General features: G+C 62.6%; 17 protein-coding genes. 8 read left to right on the top strand and 9 right to left on the bottom strand.

From position 1 onward, the window contains the following. Nucleotides 1-5: 5 nt before the first annotated feature. From APH35_RS02225 to APH35_RS02195, 7 genes are all read right to left on the bottom strand, one after another. Nucleotides 6-839, bottom strand: coding sequence for an AraC family transcriptional regulator (locus APH35_RS02225; protein ID WP_060514137.1), 834 nt, complete (start codon nt 837-839; stop codon nt 6-8). Further along, nucleotides 836-1,150, bottom strand: a complete 315-nt coding sequence (locus APH35_RS02220; RefSeq protein WP_012271644.1) for an AzlD domain-containing protein — start codon at nt 1,148-1,150, stop codon at nt 836-838. Before APH35_RS02220 ends, APH35_RS02225 begins: the two co-directional genes overlap by 4 nt. Beyond that, nucleotides 1,147-1,839, bottom strand: coding sequence for an AzlC family ABC transporter permease (locus APH35_RS02215; protein ID WP_012271645.1), 693 nt, complete (start codon nt 1,837-1,839; stop codon nt 1,147-1,149). Before APH35_RS02215 ends, APH35_RS02220 begins: the two co-directional genes overlap by 4 nt. Nucleotides 1,840-1,950: 111 nt before the next feature. Next, nucleotides 1,951-2,646, bottom strand: coding sequence for a hypothetical protein (locus APH35_RS02210; protein ID WP_041166456.1), 696 nt, complete (start codon nt 2,644-2,646; stop codon nt 1,951-1,953). Between the two features lie 138 nt (nt 2,647-2,784). Then, nucleotides 2,785-3,867 carry a hypothetical protein gene (locus tag APH35_RS02205; RefSeq protein ID WP_012271647.1) on the bottom strand — a complete coding sequence of 361 codons (1,083 nt, stop codon included), beginning with the start codon at nt 3,865-3,867 and terminating at the stop codon, nt 2,785-2,787. A gap of 38 nt (nt 3,868-3,905) precedes the next feature. Further along, nucleotides 3,906-4,532 carry a LysE family translocator gene (locus APH35_RS02200; protein WP_060492822.1) on the bottom strand — a complete coding sequence of 209 codons (627 nt, stop codon included), beginning with the start codon at nt 4,530-4,532 and terminating at the stop codon, nt 3,906-3,908. Between the two features lie 2 nt (nt 4,533-4,534). Next, nucleotides 4,535-5,323 (bottom strand): YqcI/YcgG family protein, encoded by a 789-nt coding sequence (locus APH35_RS02195; RefSeq protein WP_060492821.1) that lies wholly within the window; start codon nt 5,321-5,323, stop codon nt 4,535-4,537. A 160-nt stretch (nt 5,324-5,483) separates the two neighbouring features. Between APH35_RS02195 and APH35_RS02190 the strand changes: the two genes are divergently transcribed. After that, on the top strand, nt 5,484-6,404 hold the full coding sequence (locus APH35_RS02190) for a LysR substrate-binding domain-containing protein (protein WP_012271650.1): 921 nt from the start codon (nt 5,484-5,486) through the stop codon (nt 6,402-6,404). Here the strand turns inward: APH35_RS02190 and APH35_RS02185 are convergent. After that, a complete protein-coding gene (locus APH35_RS02185) occupies nt 6,385-7,281 on the bottom strand; it encodes a LysR family transcriptional regulator (RefSeq protein WP_060514165.1) in 897 nt (298 codons plus the stop codon). The two genes, APH35_RS02190 and APH35_RS02185, sit on opposite strands and share 20 nt — an antisense overlap. A 119-nt stretch (nt 7,282-7,400) precedes the next feature. On the opposite strand from APH35_RS02185, the gene APH35_RS02180 reads away from it, so the two are divergent. The 7 genes from APH35_RS02180 (at nt 7,401) to APH35_RS02150 (ending at nt 18,585) form a co-directional block, all read left to right on the top strand. Continuing rightward, nucleotides 7,401-8,591 carry an MFS transporter gene (locus APH35_RS02180; protein ID WP_060514136.1) on the top strand — a complete coding sequence of 397 codons (1,191 nt, stop codon included), beginning with the start codon at nt 7,401-7,403 and terminating at the stop codon, nt 8,589-8,591. A gap of 66 nt (nt 8,592-8,657) precedes the next feature. Next, nucleotides 8,658-11,018: a DNA polymerase II gene (locus APH35_RS02175; RefSeq protein ID WP_060514135.1), complete on the top strand. Its 2,361-nt coding sequence runs from the start codon at nt 8,658-8,660 to the stop codon at nt 11,016-11,018. Nucleotides 11,019-11,097: 79 nt separating this feature from the next. After that, entirely contained in the window at nt 11,098-15,594 is a 4,497-nt protein-coding gene (locus APH35_RS02170) for an NEL-type E3 ubiquitin ligase domain-containing protein (protein ID WP_060514134.1), read from the top strand. A gap of 229 nt (nt 15,595-15,823) precedes the next feature. Further along, a complete protein-coding gene (locus APH35_RS02165; RefSeq protein WP_012271655.1) occupies nt 15,824-16,375 on the top strand; it encodes a DUF4174 domain-containing protein in 552 nt (183 codons plus the stop codon). A gap of 174 nt (nt 16,376-16,549) precedes the next feature. After that, the gene (locus APH35_RS02160) at nt 16,550-16,990 is read left to right on the top strand and encodes an HvfA family oxazolone/thioamide-modified RiPP metallophore (protein ID WP_060492817.1); all 441 of its coding nucleotides are present in this window, start codon (nt 16,550-16,552) and stop codon (nt 16,988-16,990) included. Nucleotides 16,991-17,063: 73 nt separating this feature from the next. Then, the gene (locus tag APH35_RS02155; RefSeq protein WP_060514133.1) at nt 17,064-17,897 is read left to right on the top strand and encodes an HvfB family MNIO-type RiPP peptide maturase; all 834 of its coding nucleotides are present in this window, start codon (nt 17,064-17,066) and stop codon (nt 17,895-17,897) included. After that, nucleotides 17,890-18,585, top strand: coding sequence for an HvfC family RiPP maturation protein (locus APH35_RS02150; RefSeq protein ID WP_060514132.1), 696 nt, complete (start codon nt 17,890-17,892; stop codon nt 18,583-18,585). Before APH35_RS02155 ends, APH35_RS02150 begins: the two co-directional genes overlap by 8 nt. Nucleotides 18,586-18,617: 32 nt before the next feature. On the opposite strand, the gene APH35_RS02145 is transcribed toward APH35_RS02150, so the two are convergent. Further along, the gene (locus tag APH35_RS02145; protein WP_012271658.1) at nt 18,618-19,100 is read right to left on the bottom strand and encodes an HvfX family Cu-binding RiPP maturation protein; all 483 of its coding nucleotides are present in this window, start codon (nt 19,098-19,100) and stop codon (nt 18,618-18,620) included. Between the last annotated feature and the right edge of the window lie 58 nt (nt 19,101-19,158).

Below are 19,158 nucleotides of genomic sequence, written 5' to 3'. Positions count from 1 at the left end.
GCAGCTCAGCCTGGCAGGCAAGCGCTGCGATAGGCCCCGGGTGTCACCCCGTATGCCTGCTTGAATTGCCGGCTCAAATGGCTCTGGTCGGCAAACCCCAGGTCGAACGCCACCTGCGAAGCAGCAAAGCCGCACTTCAACATTTCCCGCGCGCGGGCCAGGCGCCGCTGCTTCAGCCAGGCGTGCGGCGGCAGGCCGGTGGCCTGGCGAAACACCCGGGCGAAATGGAACGGCGACAGGTTGACCGCCGCCGCCAGCGCTTCGAGCGAGGGTGGGTCGGCCAGTTGGCTTTCCAGCAGTTCGCGGGCGCGGGCCACGGCCAGTGGCTCGTGGCCGGGGGCAGAGGGTTCAGCGCATTGCCCGTGTCGTTGCACCAAGGCCAGCACCGCCTGACGCCAGGCGGTCTGCTGTTGCAGGGCACTGGCGCCAGTTTCGGACAGCTGATGCAGCTGGCTGAAGGCGATTGCCAGGGCCGGGTCATGGATCACGCTGTCCTTGAAGCTCGGCATGCCATGGCGGCCCAGCTCCAATTCGTCGAGCACGCCCGTGACCCGCGCGTGCTCGGGGTAGAAGCCGCGGTAGCGCCACCCCGCTTCGTGGGCTGTGGCGCCGGTATGCAGCTCGTCGGGGTTGATCAGCACCATGCTGCCGACCGGCGCCAAGTGCTCGCTGCCACGGTGCCAGAAACGCTGGGCGCCGGACTCGATCACGGTGAACACATAGCCTTCGTGCACATGCGGGGCAAAGCGCTGCTGGAAATAGCGCGCGTGCAGCATTTCGACGTCGCCCAGGGCCGGCGCCTGCCAGAGGTGTGTCTGCTCGCGCAGGGGCGTGTTCATGCCAGCCAGCTGCGCAGGAGGAAGAAGATCAACATGCTCACCAGCATGCTGAGCAATACGCTGCGGGTCAATAACACCAGGGCGATGGCCACCAGTGAGCCCAGCAGGTAGGGGTTGGTCAGGCTCAGGTTGAGCTGGTGCTCGGGCATGAAAATGATCGGGCCGCAAATGGCGGTGAGCATACCCGGCACGGCAAAACCGAGGAACTGCCGGGCATTGGAGCTCAGGCGCAAGGGCAGGCGCGGCTCCAGGAATGCATAGCGGTTGAGGAACACGATGGCGCCCATGGCGAAAATCAGGATCCAGGTCATGCGCGGGCTCCGGTGAATTTCTGACAGATGAACCCGGCGCTCATGCCCAGCAGGCCTGCGGCGACCAGGGCGGTTTCCCAATGCCAGTAGCTGAACAGCACCGAGCAGAACAGCGACACGGCGACGCACACCACCGTGGCCAGGTTGCGCACCAGCGGTGCGATCAGGGCGACGAAGGTGGCGACGATGGAGAAATCCAGGCCGAACTGGTCCAGGTGGGGAATGCTCTGGCCCAGCAGGATGCCGGCCAGGGTGAACAGGTTCCAGGCGATGTAGAAGGTCAGGCCCACTCCAAGGGCATACCAGCGGTTGAACTGCTGCTGGTCGTACTGGCTGGTCAGGGCGAAGAACTCGTCGGTCAGCAGAAAGCCCAGGCCCAAGCGCCAGCGCAGCGGCTGGCTGGACAGTACCGGGCGCATCGACAGGCCATACAGCAGGTGCTGAGAGGTCAGCAGCAGGGTGGTGAGCAGGATCGACGCCAGGTTCGCGCCGCCCTTGAGCATGCCGATAGCCACCAGTTGCGCGGCACCAGCGAAGACGATGGCCGACAGCCCTTGCCCCTGCCAGGCGCTGAGGTTGGCCTCGATGGCCATGGAACCGGCCAGCAGGCCCCAGGGGGCGACAGCCAGGGACAACGGGAGAATGGCGATGGCGCCGTGGAGAAAAGCTTGGCGAGCGATGTGGGGCATGATGGCTGCAATGCTGTACTTGGCAGGCCAGCATGCCAGACGGAGCAGGGGATGGCTTGAACGATCTTGCTGGTCGACGCGGCTCCTACAAGGATCGCGGCCGGCCGAGGGCTATGGGTGGCTGGTCAGGTGCTGTTGCGCCGTCACGCAGCCGTTGATGTCCACGGCCTTCTGCAACAGGCTCAGGCGGTGCTGTGGGTCGAGGTCGCCAAGCAGGCGGTACACCTCGGCCTGGTAGTCGCGCTGGCGCCCCCACAGCATTTCCAGGCCTTGTGGCCGGCTGCGGTTGCAGGCCAGGCGGGTGGCCGGTTGCGGGTAGTAGGGGGCGTACACGGTGGCCATGTTGGGGATGGCCTCCAGTGCTGCGCGGTATTCGTTACTGGCGTTGTAGGGCCGGCACCAGGTGGCGATGGCTGGCGCGGGTGCGGCAAAACCCTGCTGGAGGCTGGCCTCGAGCAACGGGCAGGCGGCATCTGCAATTTGCGCGGCGGGCAGGTAGGTCATGTAGTACAGCGCCAGGCGGTACTGCGCGACCGGGTGGCCCAGCTCCACCGACTTTTTCAGCAGGGCGACCGCTGTCGGCAAGGTGTGGGCCATGGCCTGGCCCTGGCGGCTAAGCTCGGGGTCGTCGCCCACGGCGGTCCGCAGCGTGCTGGCACCGTCATCCTGGTTGTCGGCTTGCTCCAGCAGGGGTAAGGCCTGGCGGTAGAGCAGGTCGGCATGAGGGTCGATGTGCACTTCCAGCGCGTGCCCAGCCAGCGGTAACAGCGCGATCAACAGCGGGGGCAAGCGACGCATGCGGCTCACAGGCGAACCCCAGGGGCGGCCAGACAAGGATGGACGGCTTCGATGTTCATGGCGGTCAAGCGTACGCCTCAGGCAAATCGGAACGACGGCATATTCTAGCCACCCAAGGGGGCTGGCCGGAAGACCACTCGGCATCTGTCAGACGAGCTTGATTGGCGTAACCTTGCGCTGGGCGTGTTTTTCCTGGGCCAAGCCAAGCTTGGCGGTGATTACCTTGGCCAGTGCGTTGTTGCCCAGATCGTTCAGGTGCAGGCGATCGATGAACAGGTCTGCGCCGAACACGGGCGAGCTGTTGAGCATGCAGTTCATGTCGTAGCAGGGCACCGGGTCGGCCTGGCTCTTGATGCGGCGGAAAAACGCCGAGTGCAGTTGGCTGTCGAAGGCGCCTTCCAGCAGCCGGTCGAAGTTTGCCGGTTGTTGCTGCAGCGCGGCCAGCATGGCCTGCTCGCCAGCGGGCAGGGTATCCCGGCACCAGGGGAGTAACGGTTGCAGGATGAAAGTGAGGGTGGCGTGGCTGTCTGCCAGCAGCCGGTCCCATTGGCGCAAGGTACGGCCAATGTTGTCGGCGGCACGGGCCAGGCGCTTTTCCGGGGGCGACAGCGGCCAGCTGACCGGGGCTGCGACCGCAGGCGTGGCCAAGGCCTGGCCAATGCGCCGCCACAGCGACTGCCGACGCAACGGTGCGGTGGCCTGCATGCCTTCGCTGAAACTGTTGAGAAAGGCCTGGTAGGCCTTGGCGTGTTGTGGATCGTTGGGGCTGGCGAGAACTTCGCACAGGGCTTCGTGGGCCAGGCTGTTGAGGCCGCTGAGCACCACCACGTGGCCGAGCTGGCCAAGGCGGTGCTGGTGGGTCAGGAACATCAGCAGCTCCTGGCTGGCATTGAGCCCGCAGCCAGCCAGGCTCAGCCAGACTTCGCCGGTGAGCATCGACAGGTGCGAAGCCACCGTGTGTTCGTCGGAACTGGCGCCAATGCCCAGCGCCGTGGAGCCACCGACCAGCAGGTTGATGCGCGAAGCACCGCCGCGCTCGGCCGGCGAAAAGCGCTTGCCGGCGCAATGGCTGTAGCGCAGGCCGAGTGCGTCGGTGTTGATGGTGCCGGAGCGGTAGCCGGTTTCGTGCACATGCACGGTGTGTGGGGCACGCCGACTGCCCAGCAGCAGAAAACGCTGGTAGTCCTGCTGCAACGGCGAAGGAGACGGGCTCGTGTCAGTCGCGGTCATGCTCTCTCCTCCGGTTGTTCGGGTGCTGCGTTTCACGTTCAGGCCGCCAGCTCCTTGAGGTTGTACAGCAGGCCACCGGCGGCGATCAGCAGCAGGGCGACGCCCGAGGCCAGGCTGATGACGCGGTTGCTGCGCTGCGAGGCGATCTTGCCGATGGCGAAGATGTACAGGCTGAGCACGGCGAAATCGATGGCCACCCACAGCAATGACAGCACCACCATGCTCTTGCCGAACGACTCGGTGATCTGGATGAACTGGGGGAAGAAAGCGATGAAGAAAATGATGTCCTTGGGGTTGGAGATACCCACCATGAAACCTTGTAGCAGCCCGCCACGCCCGGCCTTTGGGGCCTCGCTCGCCGCCTCCTGGGTTGGTGCCTGCAGGGCGTCCCTCAGCGTGCCCACGGCGATGTAGCCAATGAACAGGCAGCCCAGCAGGCTCATGGTACTGAGCCATGCCTTGTCGATGGCGGCGCTGGTGAGGATGATCCAGGCGGCGGCGCCGATCAGCACCAGTGACGCCCAGTTGGTGCCGACAGCGGTGAACATGGCCTTGCGTGAGCCGGAAGCAGCGGCCGTGTTGACGATCAGTGCCACCACCGGCCCGGGGGTGGCGATAAGGAGCAGGACGGTGAGGGCATAAGTGGCGGTGAGTGCGGTATTCACGGTCAGTTCTCGATCAGTATGTCGGGTGTCGCCAGGTGTGCGGCATGGGCGTGGAACGGGCAGCGCGCTGGATTGAGCGAGCCTGCCTCCTGCAGTTGATACTGCTTCCACTCGTAGTTGTCGGCGTCGCCGAAAGCGCCAAGGGTGTCGGGGACGACGCCGTCGTTGTAATGGTGCACGCGCTCACGAATGCGCTCGCGGATTCGCTTGCCACTCTCGGTATTGGCGTTGGCCACTTCGTCGAAGTTCGCCCGTGGGTTGATGACGAACGTGACGTGCTGGCCGAGGTTGCGGCTTTTCATTTGCTGATGGCCGGGGAAGTTCATGTTGATGAACAGCGGCATGCCGGCATAGCAGAACGACCAGCCCGAATCGTCAGGGTCGGTCGGAATGCCCTGTGGCCAAGGGTGTGGGTCGCGTGCATGCACCCCGCGCAGCACCTTCCAGGCCAACGCTTGCTGCTCGGCGAGGTTGCTGCCGGCTGGCGTTTCGAGAAACACCACCAAAGGGCTGCCGATGCGCTGCTTGGCGGTGATTTGTGCGACGGTGCGCACATAGTCGGCCAGGCCCTGCGCGATGTCATCGGCGAGTTGCTCGGCGCGGGCGAACAGAATGTGACAGGTTTCGCCGTTTACCGCCTTGCGGCCGAACAAGCAGGGGAATTCGGGGTTGGCGAGAACACTGCGAAAGTGTTCTATGGTTTTGTACGTCCAGTGTTGCATGTTAGGACCATGTTCCGCGGCTAGCTCTAGCGCATCCAGGCGATAGCAATTTCCATATCCCGTAAACATGATTTCCCCAGGCGTTGATTTAAGTGAACGTTCCAGTCACATGCAGGCAGGATCTTGGTTATGTTTGTTATTTACCTGCATTTTCCGAGACGCTTCTGACGTTGTAAAACGCGTGGAACTATGACCTACTATTAGTCTCACTCATGCTCGGGACGTCGCCATGTCGGAACGGATTCAGGCCTTGCACGCGCTGCGTGCCTTCGAGGTGGCCTCTCGCTATGGCTCCTTCACCCGTGCAGCTGAAGAGCTGGCCCTGACCCAGGGTGCGGTCAGCCACCACATCAAGACGCTCGAAGCCATGTTCGGCTGTGACCTGTTCGAACGTCGCGGCCCTAAACTGAGCCTGACCGAGCACGGCCGCCTGCTGGCGCAAGAGCTGAAAGTGGGTTTCAAGATCATCGAAAATGCCTGCGCGTTGCTGCGCCAGGACCGCTATGGCTTGCGCCTCAAGGCCCCATCCACGCTCACCGTGCGCTGGCTGCTGCGGGCGCTGGATGCGTTCAAGAAAATCGAGGACAACTGCAGTGTGCAGCTATCCAGCGTGTGGATGGACATCGACAGCGTGGACTTCTATTCCGAGCCCTACGACTGCGCCATTCTTCTGGCCAATGGGCGCTTTCCCGCCGATATCGAGAGCTTCAAGCTGTTCGATGAATGGCTGATTCCGGTATGCCACCCCAATTACATGGCGCAGGCACAACCGCAACTGTCCGACCTGACCCGATGCGAGTTCCTCCACCCGTCCCCCGACCGCCGTGACTGGCGGCGTTGGTTGGCGCGCATGGATGCGCTGGACATCAGCATTGACCAGGGGCAGGTGTTCGATACCCTCGACCAGGGCATTTCGGCCGCTCAGCAGGGCCTGGGCATTTCAGTGGTCGACCTGGTGCTGGCCAGTGCCGACCTGGCGGCCGGGCGCTTGGTCACACCATTCAAGCATGCGGTGGCCACGGGCGACGGTTATTACATGACCTGGCTCAAGGCCAGCCCAAAAGCGCGGCAGATGCACAAGCTGCGCGACTTCCTGCTCGGCCAAGTAGCGCCGCTGGCCTACAAGGACATCAACTACCTGTACGGTTGAACACCCGCTCGAGGATGAAATCGATGAACACCCGCAGCTTCGGCGGCATATGCCGCCCGGACGGCCACAGCAGGTAGAAGCTGCCGCGCTGTTCCATGAAATCGTCGAGTACGCTGACCAGCGAACCGTTGCCCAGTTCACGGCCTACGGTGAAGTCCGGCAGGCAGGTGATGCCGCGGTGGTTCACGGCAAAGCAGACGCGTGTCTCGACATGGTTGCAAACCATCGAAATGGGAATGTCGTAGGCGTGCTCGGGGTGCTCCTGGCGCAGCGGCCAGGTTTCCAGTTTGCCGTTGCTGGGGAAGCGGTAGTGCAGGCAGGTGTGCGTGGCCAGCTCGCGTGGGTGCAGGGGTGTGCCGCGTTCGCGCAGGTAGTCGGGCGAGGCCACCAGGCGGTGCTGGAAGTGCCCCAGGAACTTGGCATTGAGCCGTGAATCCACCGGCTGCCCGCCGCGCATGACCACATCGAAGCCTTCGCCGACGATATCCACCATACGGTCGGAGAAGTCCAGGTCCAGTTCCACTTGCGGGTACAGCGCCATGAACTCGGCCAGTGCCGGCATCACCAGCCCGGTCACCTGCGGCATGCTCACCCGCAGGCGCCCGCGCGGGGTTTCGCTGGCTTGCGACAGTTCCTGCTCGGTCGCCTCGATTTCGGCGAGGATGCGCCGGCTGCGGTCAAGGAACAACGTGCCCTCGGCGGTGAGGGTGATGCTGCGTGTGCTGCGGTGGAACAGGCGTACGCCCAAGCGGTTTTCCAGGCGCGCCACGCGCTTGCCGACTGCCGAGGCACTGATCCCCAGTGACTGGCCCGCGGCGACAAAGCTGCGGGTTTCGGCCACTCGATTGAAGACCACGAAGCCGCTGAGGCTGTCCATGCTGCATACCTGATTGCGGACATTGGTGTCCTGGGTGAGTGGCATTGTAACCGTCTTTTTCCGTAATGCGTGGGTCTTGCAGACTGTTCCTCTCGTTTTCCTACGCAAGGCAAAAGCACATGTCCCAAACACCTTCCGCATCGTTGCTGGCAACCAGTAACGAACGCTTGCCGCTCAGCGGGCTGCTGGCGCTGGCCATGACCGGCTTCATCGCCATCCTCAGCGAAACCCTGCCGGCTGGCCTGCTCGACCAGATCGCCGAGGGTATGCACATCAGCCAGGCCATGGCCGGGCAATGGGTGACGGCCTATGCCCTGGGCTCGTTGCTGACCGCCATTCCACTGGTGACCTTGACCCAAGGCTGGTATCGGCGCCGGGCGTTGTTGCTGGCGATCGTCGGTTTCGTACTGTTCAACGGGCTGACGGCCGTGTCGAATTCCAACAGCCTGACCTTGGTGCTGCGCTTTTTTACCGGCGCTGCAGCCGGGCTGGCTTGGGGTTTGATCGCCGGTCACGCGCGGCGCATGGTGCCGGTGGCACAGCAGGGGCGGGCCATGGCTTTGGCCATGCTCGGCCAGCCGATTGCCCTGTCGCTTGGCTTGCCGATTGCCACCTGGCTAGGTGCGGGGCTGGGCTGGCGCGCGACGTTCGTGGTGGTCACGCTGGTGGCGTTGCTGTTGGTGGTGTGGGTATTGCGGTCGGTGCCGGACTACCCTGGGCACACCGCCGGCAAGCGTCCAGCGGCCATGCAGGTGCTGCGCACACCGGGGGTGATGCTCGTGCTGCTGGTGATCCTCAGCTGGATCCTTGGCCATAACATTCTCTACACCTATATCGTGCCACTACTGGCGGCGGCTGGCATGGTGACGGAAATTGGCCCAGTGTTGATGGTGTTTGGCCTGTCGGCCCTGGCCGGGATTGGCCTGGTGGGGTTGCTGGTCGACCGGCATCTGCGCACGCTGGTGCTATTGAGCCTGGCGGGTTTTGCCCTGGCTACGTTGGCTTTGGGGCAGGCGTCGTCGTGGCTGATGTACCTGAGCATCGCTTTGTGGGGCGTGACCTACGGCGGTGCGCCGACTCTGTTGCAGACCGCTTGCGCCGATGCGGCGGGCGAAGGCGGGGATGTGGCGCAGTCGATGCTGGTGACGGTGTGGAACAGCGCCATTGCCCTGGGCGGGATCATTGGCGGCTTGCTGTTGAGCGGCCCAGGAGTGGAAGGGTTTGGCGCGGTGGTACTGGGCCTGATCGCGCTGGCCTGGCTGTTGAGCTGGGCCGGGCGGCGCAGCGGGTTTGTGCCAGGAAGGCGCTAAAACACTCACCCCAGGCACGACAAAGGTAGAATCATCTCATCTACAGATGATTCAGAGGTCGACGCAGTGGAGTTGCAGCAGGGCTTTGTCCTGACCCGGCATTGGCATGACACGCCCGAAGGCACTTGCGTGGAGTTCTGGCTGGCCACCGATCAGGGGCCGCGGCAGCTGCGCCTGGCGCCCCAGGAGTCGGTGGCGTTCATCCCCCAGGCGCAGGCTGAGCATGCCCGTGTTCTGCTGTCCAAGGAGCCTGGCGTTCAGCTCAAGCCGCTGCGGCTGAAGGGCTTCGACCAGCGCCCGGTGCTTGGCCTGTATTGCCGCCAACACCGGCAACTGATGCAGCTGGAGCAACGCCTGCGCAGCGCGGGTATCGAGGTGTACGAGGCCGATATCCGCCCGCCCGAGCGCTATCTGATGGAGCGCTTCATCACCGCCCCTGTGCAGTTCACCGGTCAGCCGAATGCCCAGGGTGTTTATTGCGACGCCCAGCTCAAGCCTTTGCCCGGCTATCGCCCACCGCTGCGTCTGGTGTCGCTGGATATCGAGACCAGCGAACGGGGAGAGTTGTACAGCATTGCCCTGGAAGGGTGTGGCCAGCGTCAGGTGTACATGCTTGGCCCGGCCAACGGCGACGCTGATGGCGTCGACTTCGCTCTGCACTATTGCGATGACCGTGCCGCGTTGCTCGACTGCCTCAACCAATGGATGGCCACGCACGATCCGGATGCGATCATCGGCTGGAACCTGATCCAGTTCGACCTGCGCCTTTTGCATGAACACGCCAAACTGTTGCAGGTACCGCTGGCATTAGGCCGCAACGGTGCCCCCATGACCTTGCGCAGCCACGCCGGGGGCGGCCATGTATTCGCCGACGCACCGGGGCGGCTGTTGATCGATGGCATCGAAGCACTGCGCTCGGCGACCTGGAGCTTTCCGTCGTTCAGCCTGGAAAGTGTTGCGCAGACCCTGCTCGGAGAAGGCAAGGCCATCGACACGCCGTACCAGCGCATGGATGAAATCAACCGCCGTTTCGCCGAAGACAAACCGGCACTGGCACGCTACAACCTCAAGGACTGCGAGCTGGTCACCCGCATCTTCGCCCATACCCGCCTGCTCGAGTTCCTGCTGGAGCGTGCTTCGGTCACCGGGCTGGCGGTAGACCGCAGCGGTGGTTCGGTGGCCGCTTTCTGTCACCTGTACATCCCGCAGATGCACCGTTTGGGCTTTGTCGCCCCCAACCTCGGCAGCCGCCCCGATGAAGCCAGCCCCGGTGGCTTTGTCATGGATTCGCGTCCAGGCCTGTACGACTCGGTGCTGGTGCTGGACTACAAGAGCCTCTACCCGTCGATCATCCGTACTTTTCTGATCGACCCGGTTGGGCTGGTCGAGGGCCTGCGCTTGCCCGACGAAGAGCATTCGGTGGAGGGCTTTCGCGGTGGGCGTTTCTCGCGCAGCCAGCATTGCCTGCCGGCCATTGTCGAGCGTGTCTGGCAGGGCCGGGAAGCGGCCAAGCGTGAGGGCAATGCGCCGCTGTCGCAGGCACTGAAGATCATCATGAATGCCTTTTATGGGGTGTTGGGGTCGAGCGGTTGCCGTTTCTTCGACCCGCGCCTGGCCTCGTCGATCACCATGCGCGGTCACCAGATCATGCGCCAGACTCGCACGCTGATCGAGGCCAGGGGTTATGAGGTCATCTATGGTGACACCGACTCCACCTTCGTCTGGCTCAAAGGTGCCCATGACGAAGCAGCCGCGGCGCAGATCGGCCGCGAACTGGTGGCTCAGGTCAACCAGTGGTGGCGTGAGCACCTGCGCCAGCAGATGAACCTGCAAAGCGCGCTGGAGCTGCAGTTCGAGGTGCATTATCGGCGGTTTCTGATGCCTACCATTCGTGGCGCCGATGAGGGTAGCAAGAAGCGTTATGCCGGCTTGGTGCAGCGTGCCGACGGCAGCGAGGATGTGGTCTACAAGGGCCTGGAGTCGGTGCGCACCGACTGGTCGCCACTGGCGCAGCAGTTTCAGCAGGCGCTGTATGGGCGAATCTTTCGCGGCCAGCCGTACCGCGACTATGTGCGCCTTTACGTGCAGCAGACCCTGGCGGGCGAACTGGACGACCTGCTGGTGTATCGCAAGCGCCTGCGCCGGCCGCTGGCTGACTACCAGCGCAACGTGCCACCTCATGTGCGTGCCGCACGCCAGGCCGATGAGTACAACAGCCGCCTCGGCCGCCCCCGTCAGTACCAGCGCGGTGGCTGGATCAGTTACGTCATTACCACCGCCGGCCCCGAGCCGATGGAGAACCTGCAATCGCCGATCGACTACGAACACTACCTCAGCCGGCAGTTGCAGCCGGTGGCCGATGCCATCCTGCCGTTCGTTGGCGATGACTTCGCCACCTTGACCGGTCGCCAGTTACAACTGTTCTGACCGCAGGCGTTAGTTATCTAGCGCCCGACGTAAAGCATGCTGCTTAGCCTTGCCTCTTTTCATGAAGAGGCCTCAGGCAATGGACACTACTCCGCTATCAAGCGCACAGGCAGCCATCGATGCTTTCCAGGACGGCATCATCGGCAAGCGCCTGCCACTCTGGTTGCGTCAGGCACCCGCCGAGCAACTGCCAGAGATCAGCATGGCATTGGCAAATAGCCTGCGCTGTCGTGAGCAAGTGAATGCGCTGCTGCGGGGCATCGAAAGCATCGACAGTTTCGTTGCAGCGGGCCTGGAAAAGGCCCTTGGCGAGCGTTACGGGATTGTTCGTAACGCGCGCGCGCTCAGGTTTCTGGAGGGCCGTCGGGAACCTGTGATCAACAGTCAGCCGGTTGGCGCGCACCTTACCGAAGTGGTCTACGAAGAAAAGCCGCTGCTCGAGGTGGTCCTGCGCAACTTCACTGCCGAGCAGGCCCAGGCGGGTGGCCAGCCGCGTGGTAATCGCCTACTGGTTTCGCGTCAGGGCAGGGGTGCACCGCCCACCAGCATCGAACTTGCCACGCTGTGCCGTGAGCTGGATTTGGGGGCGTGTTATCAACGTCACCTGGATTCCATTCTGAAGCCCGCGGGTGATGCCAGGCGCGTGGAGTCTCAGCTTGGGGATACCAGCCGCTACGCCATGCTGGTGGACGCCTATAAAGCCAGGCAGGAGGGAAAGCTGGATGACAGCGAGCTCAAACTGATGGTGACTGTGTGCGCGGATGGCAAGCTGCTGCGTCTGGCGGGGGACCGTGTTGAAGCCAGGCAACTGAAGCTGCTGGGTTGCCTTATCGAGCAGGTGATCGTGTTCGAGGTAATTGACCAGGGCGTTCTTTTCAATACCACGCGCCGGGTATTGCTCTATGTGCCTGGGGATCCGGTGTCACCTTGGAGCGTATTCGACAGCATCGACAAATTGAACCGGGAACTGGGTCGCCGCTTTCGAGACAAGGCCTATCAGCGTTTCTTCAGCCGCTTCGTGCTGCGCCGTGACAGCCAGGCGTTTTTCGCTCAGGTCATGGCGCTATTCGATGATCTGGCGGTTTGGGCATTCCGTGATCTCGAGCCGCGTTTGCACCCTTACCCGCAACCGTTGTTCAACAGCCTGGCACAGGCACGTATACGCCAGATCAAGGAAGATGCAGCGATGATCGCGGTACCTGTGGCACGGCTTGATCGTGAGGTTCAGCGCCAGCATGACGAGCGCCTGGAGGCCGAGGGGTGGGCACTGCTCAACCTGGCCAGCTTCTTTGTGCCGGGCCTTGGCGTGGCGCTGCTTGCCGTGACGGCTTGGGAGCTGCTGGGCGAGGTCTACCATGGCTTCGAGGCATGGCAGGAAGGGGATCGCCAAGCGGCACTCGATCATTTGACCCATGTCGCCACTGACCTTGTCGTGCTTGCGACCACGGTTGCGGGGGTTGCCGTGGCACGACGGATTTGGGCGCGCTCCGCGTGCGTTGATGCCATGTTGCCGGCTCGGCTGGAGGACGGCACTGTCAAACTCTGGCAACTCGATTTGACGCCGTTTCAAAGCCAGGCCCCCGTTGCGGCCACCGGCCAGGACGCATTGGGCATTCGGCGCCTGGATGGGCAGGCCTGGATCGAAATGGACGGGTATGACTACCGCGTGACGGCGCCGGCTGGCGACGGTCAGTGGCAACTGTGCCCCGTCGACGGCCACGGGCCGATGCTACGTCACAATGGTGCTGGCGCTTGGCGATTGTGGAGCGAGCAACCGAGTCAGTGGGCCGATAGATACCGCATGTTCCGGCGCTTTGGCGGGGCATTCAGCAGGCTGGGTGACGAAGAGATCGACCAGGTCCTGCTGCTTCATGACCTTGATGGTGACGATGTGCGTAGCTTGCATGTACATGCCCAGGCGCCAAGCCCAGGCATGCTTGACAGTGTGCTGCGGGTCAAGCTCGATCAGCGCATTCGCAGCATGATTGGTTGTCTGCGCAGTGGCATGCCGGTAGAGGATGTAACCGTGCTTGAACATGCGCGGCGGTTGCCAGGTGCGGATGGCCTGCCAGATCAGGCACTGGCTGAGTTGGCATGGACGCAGCGCCGAACACTATTGCATCACCTGTACGAAGCGCTGCAGCCTACCGACAGCCCTGGCAGCGCAGCCCTACGCCGGGTTTTTCCAGGGTTGCACGTGCGCGCTGCACAAGCGTTGGTAAAAGCCGCCAATGGTGTCGAGCGCAAGCGTCTGCTCTCTAGCGGCAGGGTTGCGCTGGGGCTGGCCGAAGCGGCCAGGGGCAGCCTGTCGGCTATGCGTCAGGTCCGGGTACTTGAAGCGCTGTACCTGGATACGCCACAGAATGCAGACCTGGCTCGGGTGGCCCTGGGCCTCTTGCGGTACCTGCCTGGAAGCGAACAAGGTGTGCGCTGGCGCTTGTACGAAGGTTACCTGGATGGGCCGAAGCTGGCGCAAACCGAACAGGGGCAGCGGGCGTTCGATCTGGTGCACTTGAATGGCAGTTTCCAGTTGCTTGATGACCAAGGCACGGCGCTCGGGGCGCCGGGAGAGTTGTTCGACGTCATGGCGCTAGCCTATACCGATGAGCAACGTGAGGCGATGAGGGTCGGCGAGCCGTTCTCGCACAACCTCAGGGTGCTGCTGGGGCGCGAAGCAGTCAGCCGCCGTGATGAGATCGCTCGTCTGCTCGGCGCGGTACGCCCGGGCGCTGTTCGAATGCCCCTGCGCTTGGCAGATGGGCGTTTGGGCTACCCGCTGGGTGGCGCTGGCGTGAGTGGTTTCGCATCGAGAGGCAGAGCCCTGAGAGCAACGCTGCGGGATCTCTTTCCTTGGTTGAGTGATGTGCAGATCGAGACCCTCGTCGATGAGGCCAGGCGTTCAGGGCATCAACTTGAACGGGTACTGAGCGACCTGAGCAATGAGCTCACGGTACTGCGCAACACGCTGGATACCTGGGTGGCACAGGGACAGGGCGAAGCCAGGGAGGATCGAGATGCCTTGCGCCAGACCTTGTTCAATTGCTGGAGACGGTCGGTCGGTGTTGGGGCGTTGCAAATCGATGCGCAACAAAACCTGCATGCCATCTTCTGCAATTTCAGATTGGACGGCTTGCCCAGCATGCCTGCGCAAGTCAGCTTCAGAGGCGTTACCAGCCTATCGATGTTGCACCTGAATCTCCTGGAAGTACCCAACAGTTTCCTGCTGGCTTTCCCCAACCTGCAAACCCTTGACCTGGGCGGCAACCTGTTGACGCGCCTACCACAACCGCTGCTGCAAATACCGCAACTACGGCATCTGAGTCTGACCCATAACCGGATTCGTCTGAACATGGAGCAAACCGCCACGTTGGCCAGTTGTACGAGCCTGGAGTCTCTCGACCTGTCCCACAATCCACTGGGGCGCCCGTTTCCGCTGGCCGGTTTGACCGAACTGCGATGGCTGAACTTGCGCGACACACACATCACGCAATTCCCCGCAGGCGTGTTCGAGCGTGCTCAGCTGGTATCCGTTGACTTGCGGGAGAACCGCATCAGGCATATTCCGGAGCAGTTTTTCCAGATGCCCGTATGGCGTCGGCGGCGGATCCGCCTGAGCGCGAACCCGTTGGGCGAGGCCCAGATGGGGCGTTTGCGAGCCTCGCTGAGGAGCGACGTTCCTGTGGTCGACGAGGAGCAAGTGTTTCTGCGCCTGCAGCACGCGCGTGAAGTCTGGGGCGATGCGGTGGCCCCGGAGCATCGCGGCTTGATGCTTGCGGCCTGGGACTCGCTGGATGAACGGCAAGATGCCGGGCGCTTTTTCCGTGTCCTTGGGCAGCTTTTGCTGTCCGAGGACTTTCGTGTCAACGCGCGGGCATTGGGCAATCGGGTAATGGCGTTAGTGCAGGCGATGGCCATGACGCCGGAATTGCGCCAGAACTTGCTGTCCGTGGCCAATGATGAGTGGGGGTGCCAGGACGGTGCAACCTGGTGCTTGAGCAACCTCGAACTGAACATGCTTGTCTGGCAGGTAGAACATGCCGCTGGAGAACATAGCGAAGGCGCCTTGCTTGGCCTGGGAAGACGCCTATGGCGCCAGGATGCAGTCGACAGGTTCGCCAGCCGATGGGCAATCCAACACGCCAGGGCGCTGGAAGGCAGCGAAGTGGGGTTGGCCTTCAGGATCGGGCTAAGGGAGCGGCTTGACTTGCCCCTGCAGGTGGGGGAAATGAGCTTCCAGGCTGTTTCAGGCGTTTTGGACGCGGACCTGGCAGAGGCAGAAGCCGCTGTGCGGAACGCGGAAACCCCGGATGAGATCGCACGTTCGATGGTTGATCGTGAATTTTGGCAGGCGCACCTGGAGCGTACCCATCCTGACCAATTCGCTGCGGTCGACTTGCCCTTCAGGCGACAGCTTGAAACGGTACTTGACGATGAAGCGCTCCTGGAGGGCGCAAAGATCGAGCAGGCGGATGCCATTCGAGATGCGCAGCGTGCTGCACGCAGGGGGCTGATGCTGGACATGACGATTCGTGCGATGGAAGCGGGGCCCGAGGAGCTAGGCATACCGGTGCGTTGACCACAACTCAGGGTAAGGGTTTACCTGGCCCTGACCAAGGCGGCTTTGGGCTATGCTCAGTCTGGGTGACGGTGGATTGTGCCAACGCCGTTGCCCTGGCTTCAGGTAGCTCGGAAATCGACAGTTACTTTTGCACCCCCCGTTCTTGTGTGAAGTGGTTTAGGCTCCTTGTCGGATTTTTCTCCGTGATCTGTAGTCATTGGTATATCGAGACAATAAGGAGATACGCATGCTCGTCCGGTCACTGACCCTCGCAACCTTGCTTGCTGTTGCCGGCCCCCTGTTTGCCGCAGACAGTGATGCGCCTTTAGCCAAGGAACTGGGTAAGGCCAGGCCGTTGGTGGTTATCGCCCCGAGCAGTGCCGACCCGACCTTGCGCGGGTTGAACAAGGCGCTCGAGGATCCGGCCACCCAGGCAGCCTTCAAGGAGCGCAACCTTGTGCTGTACAGCGTCGCCAACATGATGGGCAAGCGCGAGGACAAGAACCTCGAACAGCAGACTACCATGGCCCTGATTCGTGAACTGAAGCTGGGGGCGAGCAAGGGCACCAAGGTGATCCTGGTCGGCAAGGATGGCGAGCGGCACATGCTCAAGGACGACGACACTGGCGAGGCCATCGACCCGCAGGTGATCTTCAAGGCAGTCGATGAACTGCCTGCCAGCGAAAAGGCGGTGGCGGCGCCCGAGCCCGTAGCAGCGGCACCGGAAGCCAAGGCCAAGGACACCAAGCCGGCCAAGCCAGCCAAACCGGCGGCCCCGCCCAAACCGCTGGAAGACTGAACACGCATCATGGCCCCAAGGCACGTTGGGGCCAGCTGCCAGGTGTTGTGTATCCCACTGTATCTGCGCGCACGGCAGACCTACTGCCATACAAAAGCGCGCCCCACACGATACATCCACGACAAACCGCAACGGCCTAATGGCTCCACTTTCCAACCACTGTGGAGCTACATCATGACTCAAGCAAAAACTACCCTCGGCCTGCTCGGCGCCGCCCTGATCGGCAGCATGGCACTGAGCAGCAGCGCGTTTGCCGTCGAACCGTTGGCCCAGGGTTACCAGCTGGCATCGGCCAAGGTGGCCGGCGAGGGCAAGTGTGGTGAAGGCAAATGCGGCGCCAGCGGCAAGGTCACCCAGAGCGAAGGCAAATGCGGCGAAGGCAAGTGCGGTGACGCCTCGTTCGCCAAGACCGACAGGGACCACGATGGCAAGGTCTCGCGCGAAGAGTTCGTGGCGGTGGCCAAGGACCGTGCGGGCGACTTCGACAAGATCGACAGTAACCATGATGGCTTCATCTCCGAACAGGAAGCAGCGGATCACCTGAAGGCGATTTACCAGGCCAACGGCAAGGCCATGCCTGAAGGGCTGTTCAGCCACTTGAACAATAAGTCCTGACCTTATCCCTTGATGTGATGCAACGCCCCTCCTGCTGGTCAGGCGGGGCGTTGTGCCTGTTGGAGACCTGTTTATGCTTCCCGCACTGTTGAATACTGGGTTGGGCTTGCGCCGTGGCCTGTTGCCGGAACTGCTCGCCATGGCGCCGGGTGCAGTGGACTTTCTCGAATGCGCGCCGGAAAACTGGATTGCCGTGGGCGGTGCCTACGGTAAGGGGTTGGCCGAGTTGGCGGAGCGTTTTCCCATCACCTGCCATGGGTTGTCGTTGTCGTTGGGGGGGAGTGCGCCGCTGGACTGGCAGTTCCTCGACCAGATCCGGCAGTTTCTCGATCGCCACCAAGTGCGCTTGTATAGCGAACACCTGAGCTACTGCAGTGATGACGGGCACCTGTACGACTTGATGCCCATCCCGTTCACCGATGAAGCGGTGCACCATGTGGCGGCGCGCATACGCCGGGCGCAGACGCACCTGGAACGGCGTATAGCTGTCGAGAACATCAGCTACTACGCCGCCCCTTACGCTGCGATGAGTGAACTTGAATTTATTCGTGCAGTACTCGATGAAGCCGACTGTGACCTGCTGCTGGACGTCAACAATGTATTCGTCAATGCCTGCAATCACGGCTATGACGCCCGGGAATTCCTTGAAGGCTTGCCCCGGGCGCGGGTGACCTGCATGCACATTGCCGGTCATTACGATGAGGCCCCGGACCTCAAGGTCGACACCCATGGGGCGCCGGTCAAGGAAGATGTCTGGGCACTGTACGCGTTCGCCTGTGAACGCTTTGGGGTGCAGCCGACCGTGCTCGAACGTGACTTCAACCTCCCCCCACTGGCACAGCTGCTGGAGGAGACAGCACGTATCCGTGACCTGCAGCGTAGCTGGGGAGGGCAGAGGCATGAATGAGACCTTGCGCGAACAGCAATACGCCTTGGCTCGCCACCTGCGCGACCCGCTGCGCAATGCTCCGCCACCTGGCGCGCAAGCACGGCGCCTGAAGATTTACCGGGAGTTATTCTATGGCGCCATCGAAGGCTTGCTGGCCGGCAGCTTTCCTGTCATGCGCCAGGCCCTGGGCGAGCAACGTTGGCATGTGTGGGTGCGTGATTTCTATGCCAACTACCGTAGCCAGACACCGTTGTTCACCGAGATTGCAGAGGCGTTCGTCGATTACTTGCAAGGCGTGCAGCCGGATGCGCCCTGGCAGTTGGAACTGGCGCATTACGAGTGGATCGAGACGCAGCTGTACCTGAGCGATGCCGAGGACCCGCTGCATGATCCTGCGGGTGACCTGCTGGATGGCGAGCCGCTGTTGTCTTGCGTGGCGCGGGTGCTGGCCTACCGGTGGCCGGTTGAGCGCATCAGCGCCGATTACCAGCCAACGGTTGCGCCAGAGGCGCCGACCTTGCTGCTGGTTTATCGCGATGCGGGGTTGCAGGTGCGCTTTGCGCGGTTGGCACCGATGGCGTATCGGTTGCTGGTGGAGCAGGGGCGTGGACGGGAGCGGTTGCAGGCGTTGGGTGGGGATCTGGAGCAGGGGCTGGCGTTGCTCCAGGGGATGCGCGAAGCGGGCATCATTGTCGGCACGGTTTGACGGCATTGGGGGCGCAAAACGCCCCCGCGATACTACTTGCTGAACCGCATCCTGAGCCAATGATCCAGGCTCAAGCGCCCGGCGCCCTTGAGCAGCAGAGGCAGCAATGCAACCAAGTAGATCAGCGGCAATTTGTAATTGCCAAAGCCCTGGTCGGTAATCGCATACCCCTGCGCCAGCTCAGCCAAACCTGACCAGTGCGCCGGCCAATGCACCGCCGCAATCGCTACTACGGTCACGACCATCAAGCCAAAGGAAGCCAGCCGGGTACCCAGGCCCAACAACAGCAGCAACGGCAGCACCAGCTCCGCCCACATCGACAGCTGCCAGTTCAGCTCGACTGGTAGCAGGTTGAAGGGGAATGGGAAGCGGGTTTGCAGGTCGGCGAACCAGTTGCTGCCATTGAACTTCTCCCAGCCGGATTCAAAAAACTCCCAAGCCAGGAACAGCCGTAACGGCAGGTCGGCGCTCCAGCTGCCGATGTGGTCGAAGGTGGTCAGGGTAATGGCTTTCATCAAGGTGGCTCCCGGGGCTAGTTGTGTGACCGGGAGTGTGTGGTTGTGGGGTGTCTGC

It is taken from the genome of Pseudomonas sp. NBRC 111132 (assembly GCF_001320565.1).
In the GTDB taxonomy this organism is placed as follows: Bacteria; Pseudomonadota; Gammaproteobacteria; order Pseudomonadales; family Pseudomonadaceae; genus Aquipseudomonas; species Aquipseudomonas putida_P.
Note: the sequence above shows the minus strand (reverse complement) of the source record. Positions and strands in the feature narration are given on the sequence as shown.

Excerpts from the sequence above, each read along its gene's own strand:
- APH35_RS02145 (WP_012271658.1), bottom strand. The coding sequence starts at position 19,100 with ATGAAAGCCATTACCCTGACCACCTTCGACCACATCGGCAGCTGGAGC.
- APH35_RS02225 (WP_060514137.1), bottom strand. The coding sequence starts at position 839 with ATGAACACGCCCCTGCGCGAGCAGACACACCTCTGGCAGGCGCCGGCC.
- APH35_RS02150 (WP_060514132.1), top strand. The coding sequence starts at position 17,890 with ATGAATGAGACCTTGCGCGAACAGCAATACGCCTTGGCTCGCCACCTG.
- APH35_RS02155 (WP_060514133.1), top strand. The coding sequence starts at position 17,064 with ATGCTTCCCGCACTGTTGAATACTGGGTTGGGCTTGCGCCGTGGCCTG.
- APH35_RS02160 (WP_060492817.1), top strand. The coding sequence starts at position 16,550 with ATGACTCAAGCAAAAACTACCCTCGGCCTGCTCGGCGCCGCCCTGATC.
- APH35_RS02195 (WP_060492821.1), bottom strand. The coding sequence starts at position 5,323 with ATGTTTACGGGATATGGAAATTGCTATCGCCTGGATGCGCTAGAGCTA.
- APH35_RS02185 (WP_060514165.1), bottom strand. The coding sequence starts at position 7,281 with ATGGACAGCCTCAGCGGCTTCGTGGTCTTCAATCGAGTGGCCGAAACC.
- APH35_RS02165 (WP_012271655.1), top strand. The coding sequence starts at position 15,824 with ATGCTCGTCCGGTCACTGACCCTCGCAACCTTGCTTGCTGTTGCCGGC.
- APH35_RS02170 (WP_060514134.1), top strand. The coding sequence starts at position 11,098 with ATGGACACTACTCCGCTATCAAGCGCACAGGCAGCCATCGATGCTTTC.
- APH35_RS02190 (WP_012271650.1), top strand. The coding sequence starts at position 5,484 with ATGTCGGAACGGATTCAGGCCTTGCACGCGCTGCGTGCCTTCGAGGTG.
- APH35_RS02180 (WP_060514136.1), top strand. The coding sequence starts at position 7,401 with ATGTCCCAAACACCTTCCGCATCGTTGCTGGCAACCAGTAACGAACGC.
- APH35_RS02205 (WP_012271647.1), bottom strand. The coding sequence starts at position 3,867 with ATGACCGCGACTGACACGAGCCCGTCTCCTTCGCCGTTGCAGCAGGAC.
- APH35_RS02215 (WP_012271645.1), bottom strand. The coding sequence starts at position 1,839 with ATGCCCCACATCGCTCGCCAAGCTTTTCTCCACGGCGCCATCGCCATT.
- APH35_RS02220 (WP_012271644.1), bottom strand. The coding sequence starts at position 1,150 with ATGACCTGGATCCTGATTTTCGCCATGGGCGCCATCGTGTTCCTCAAC.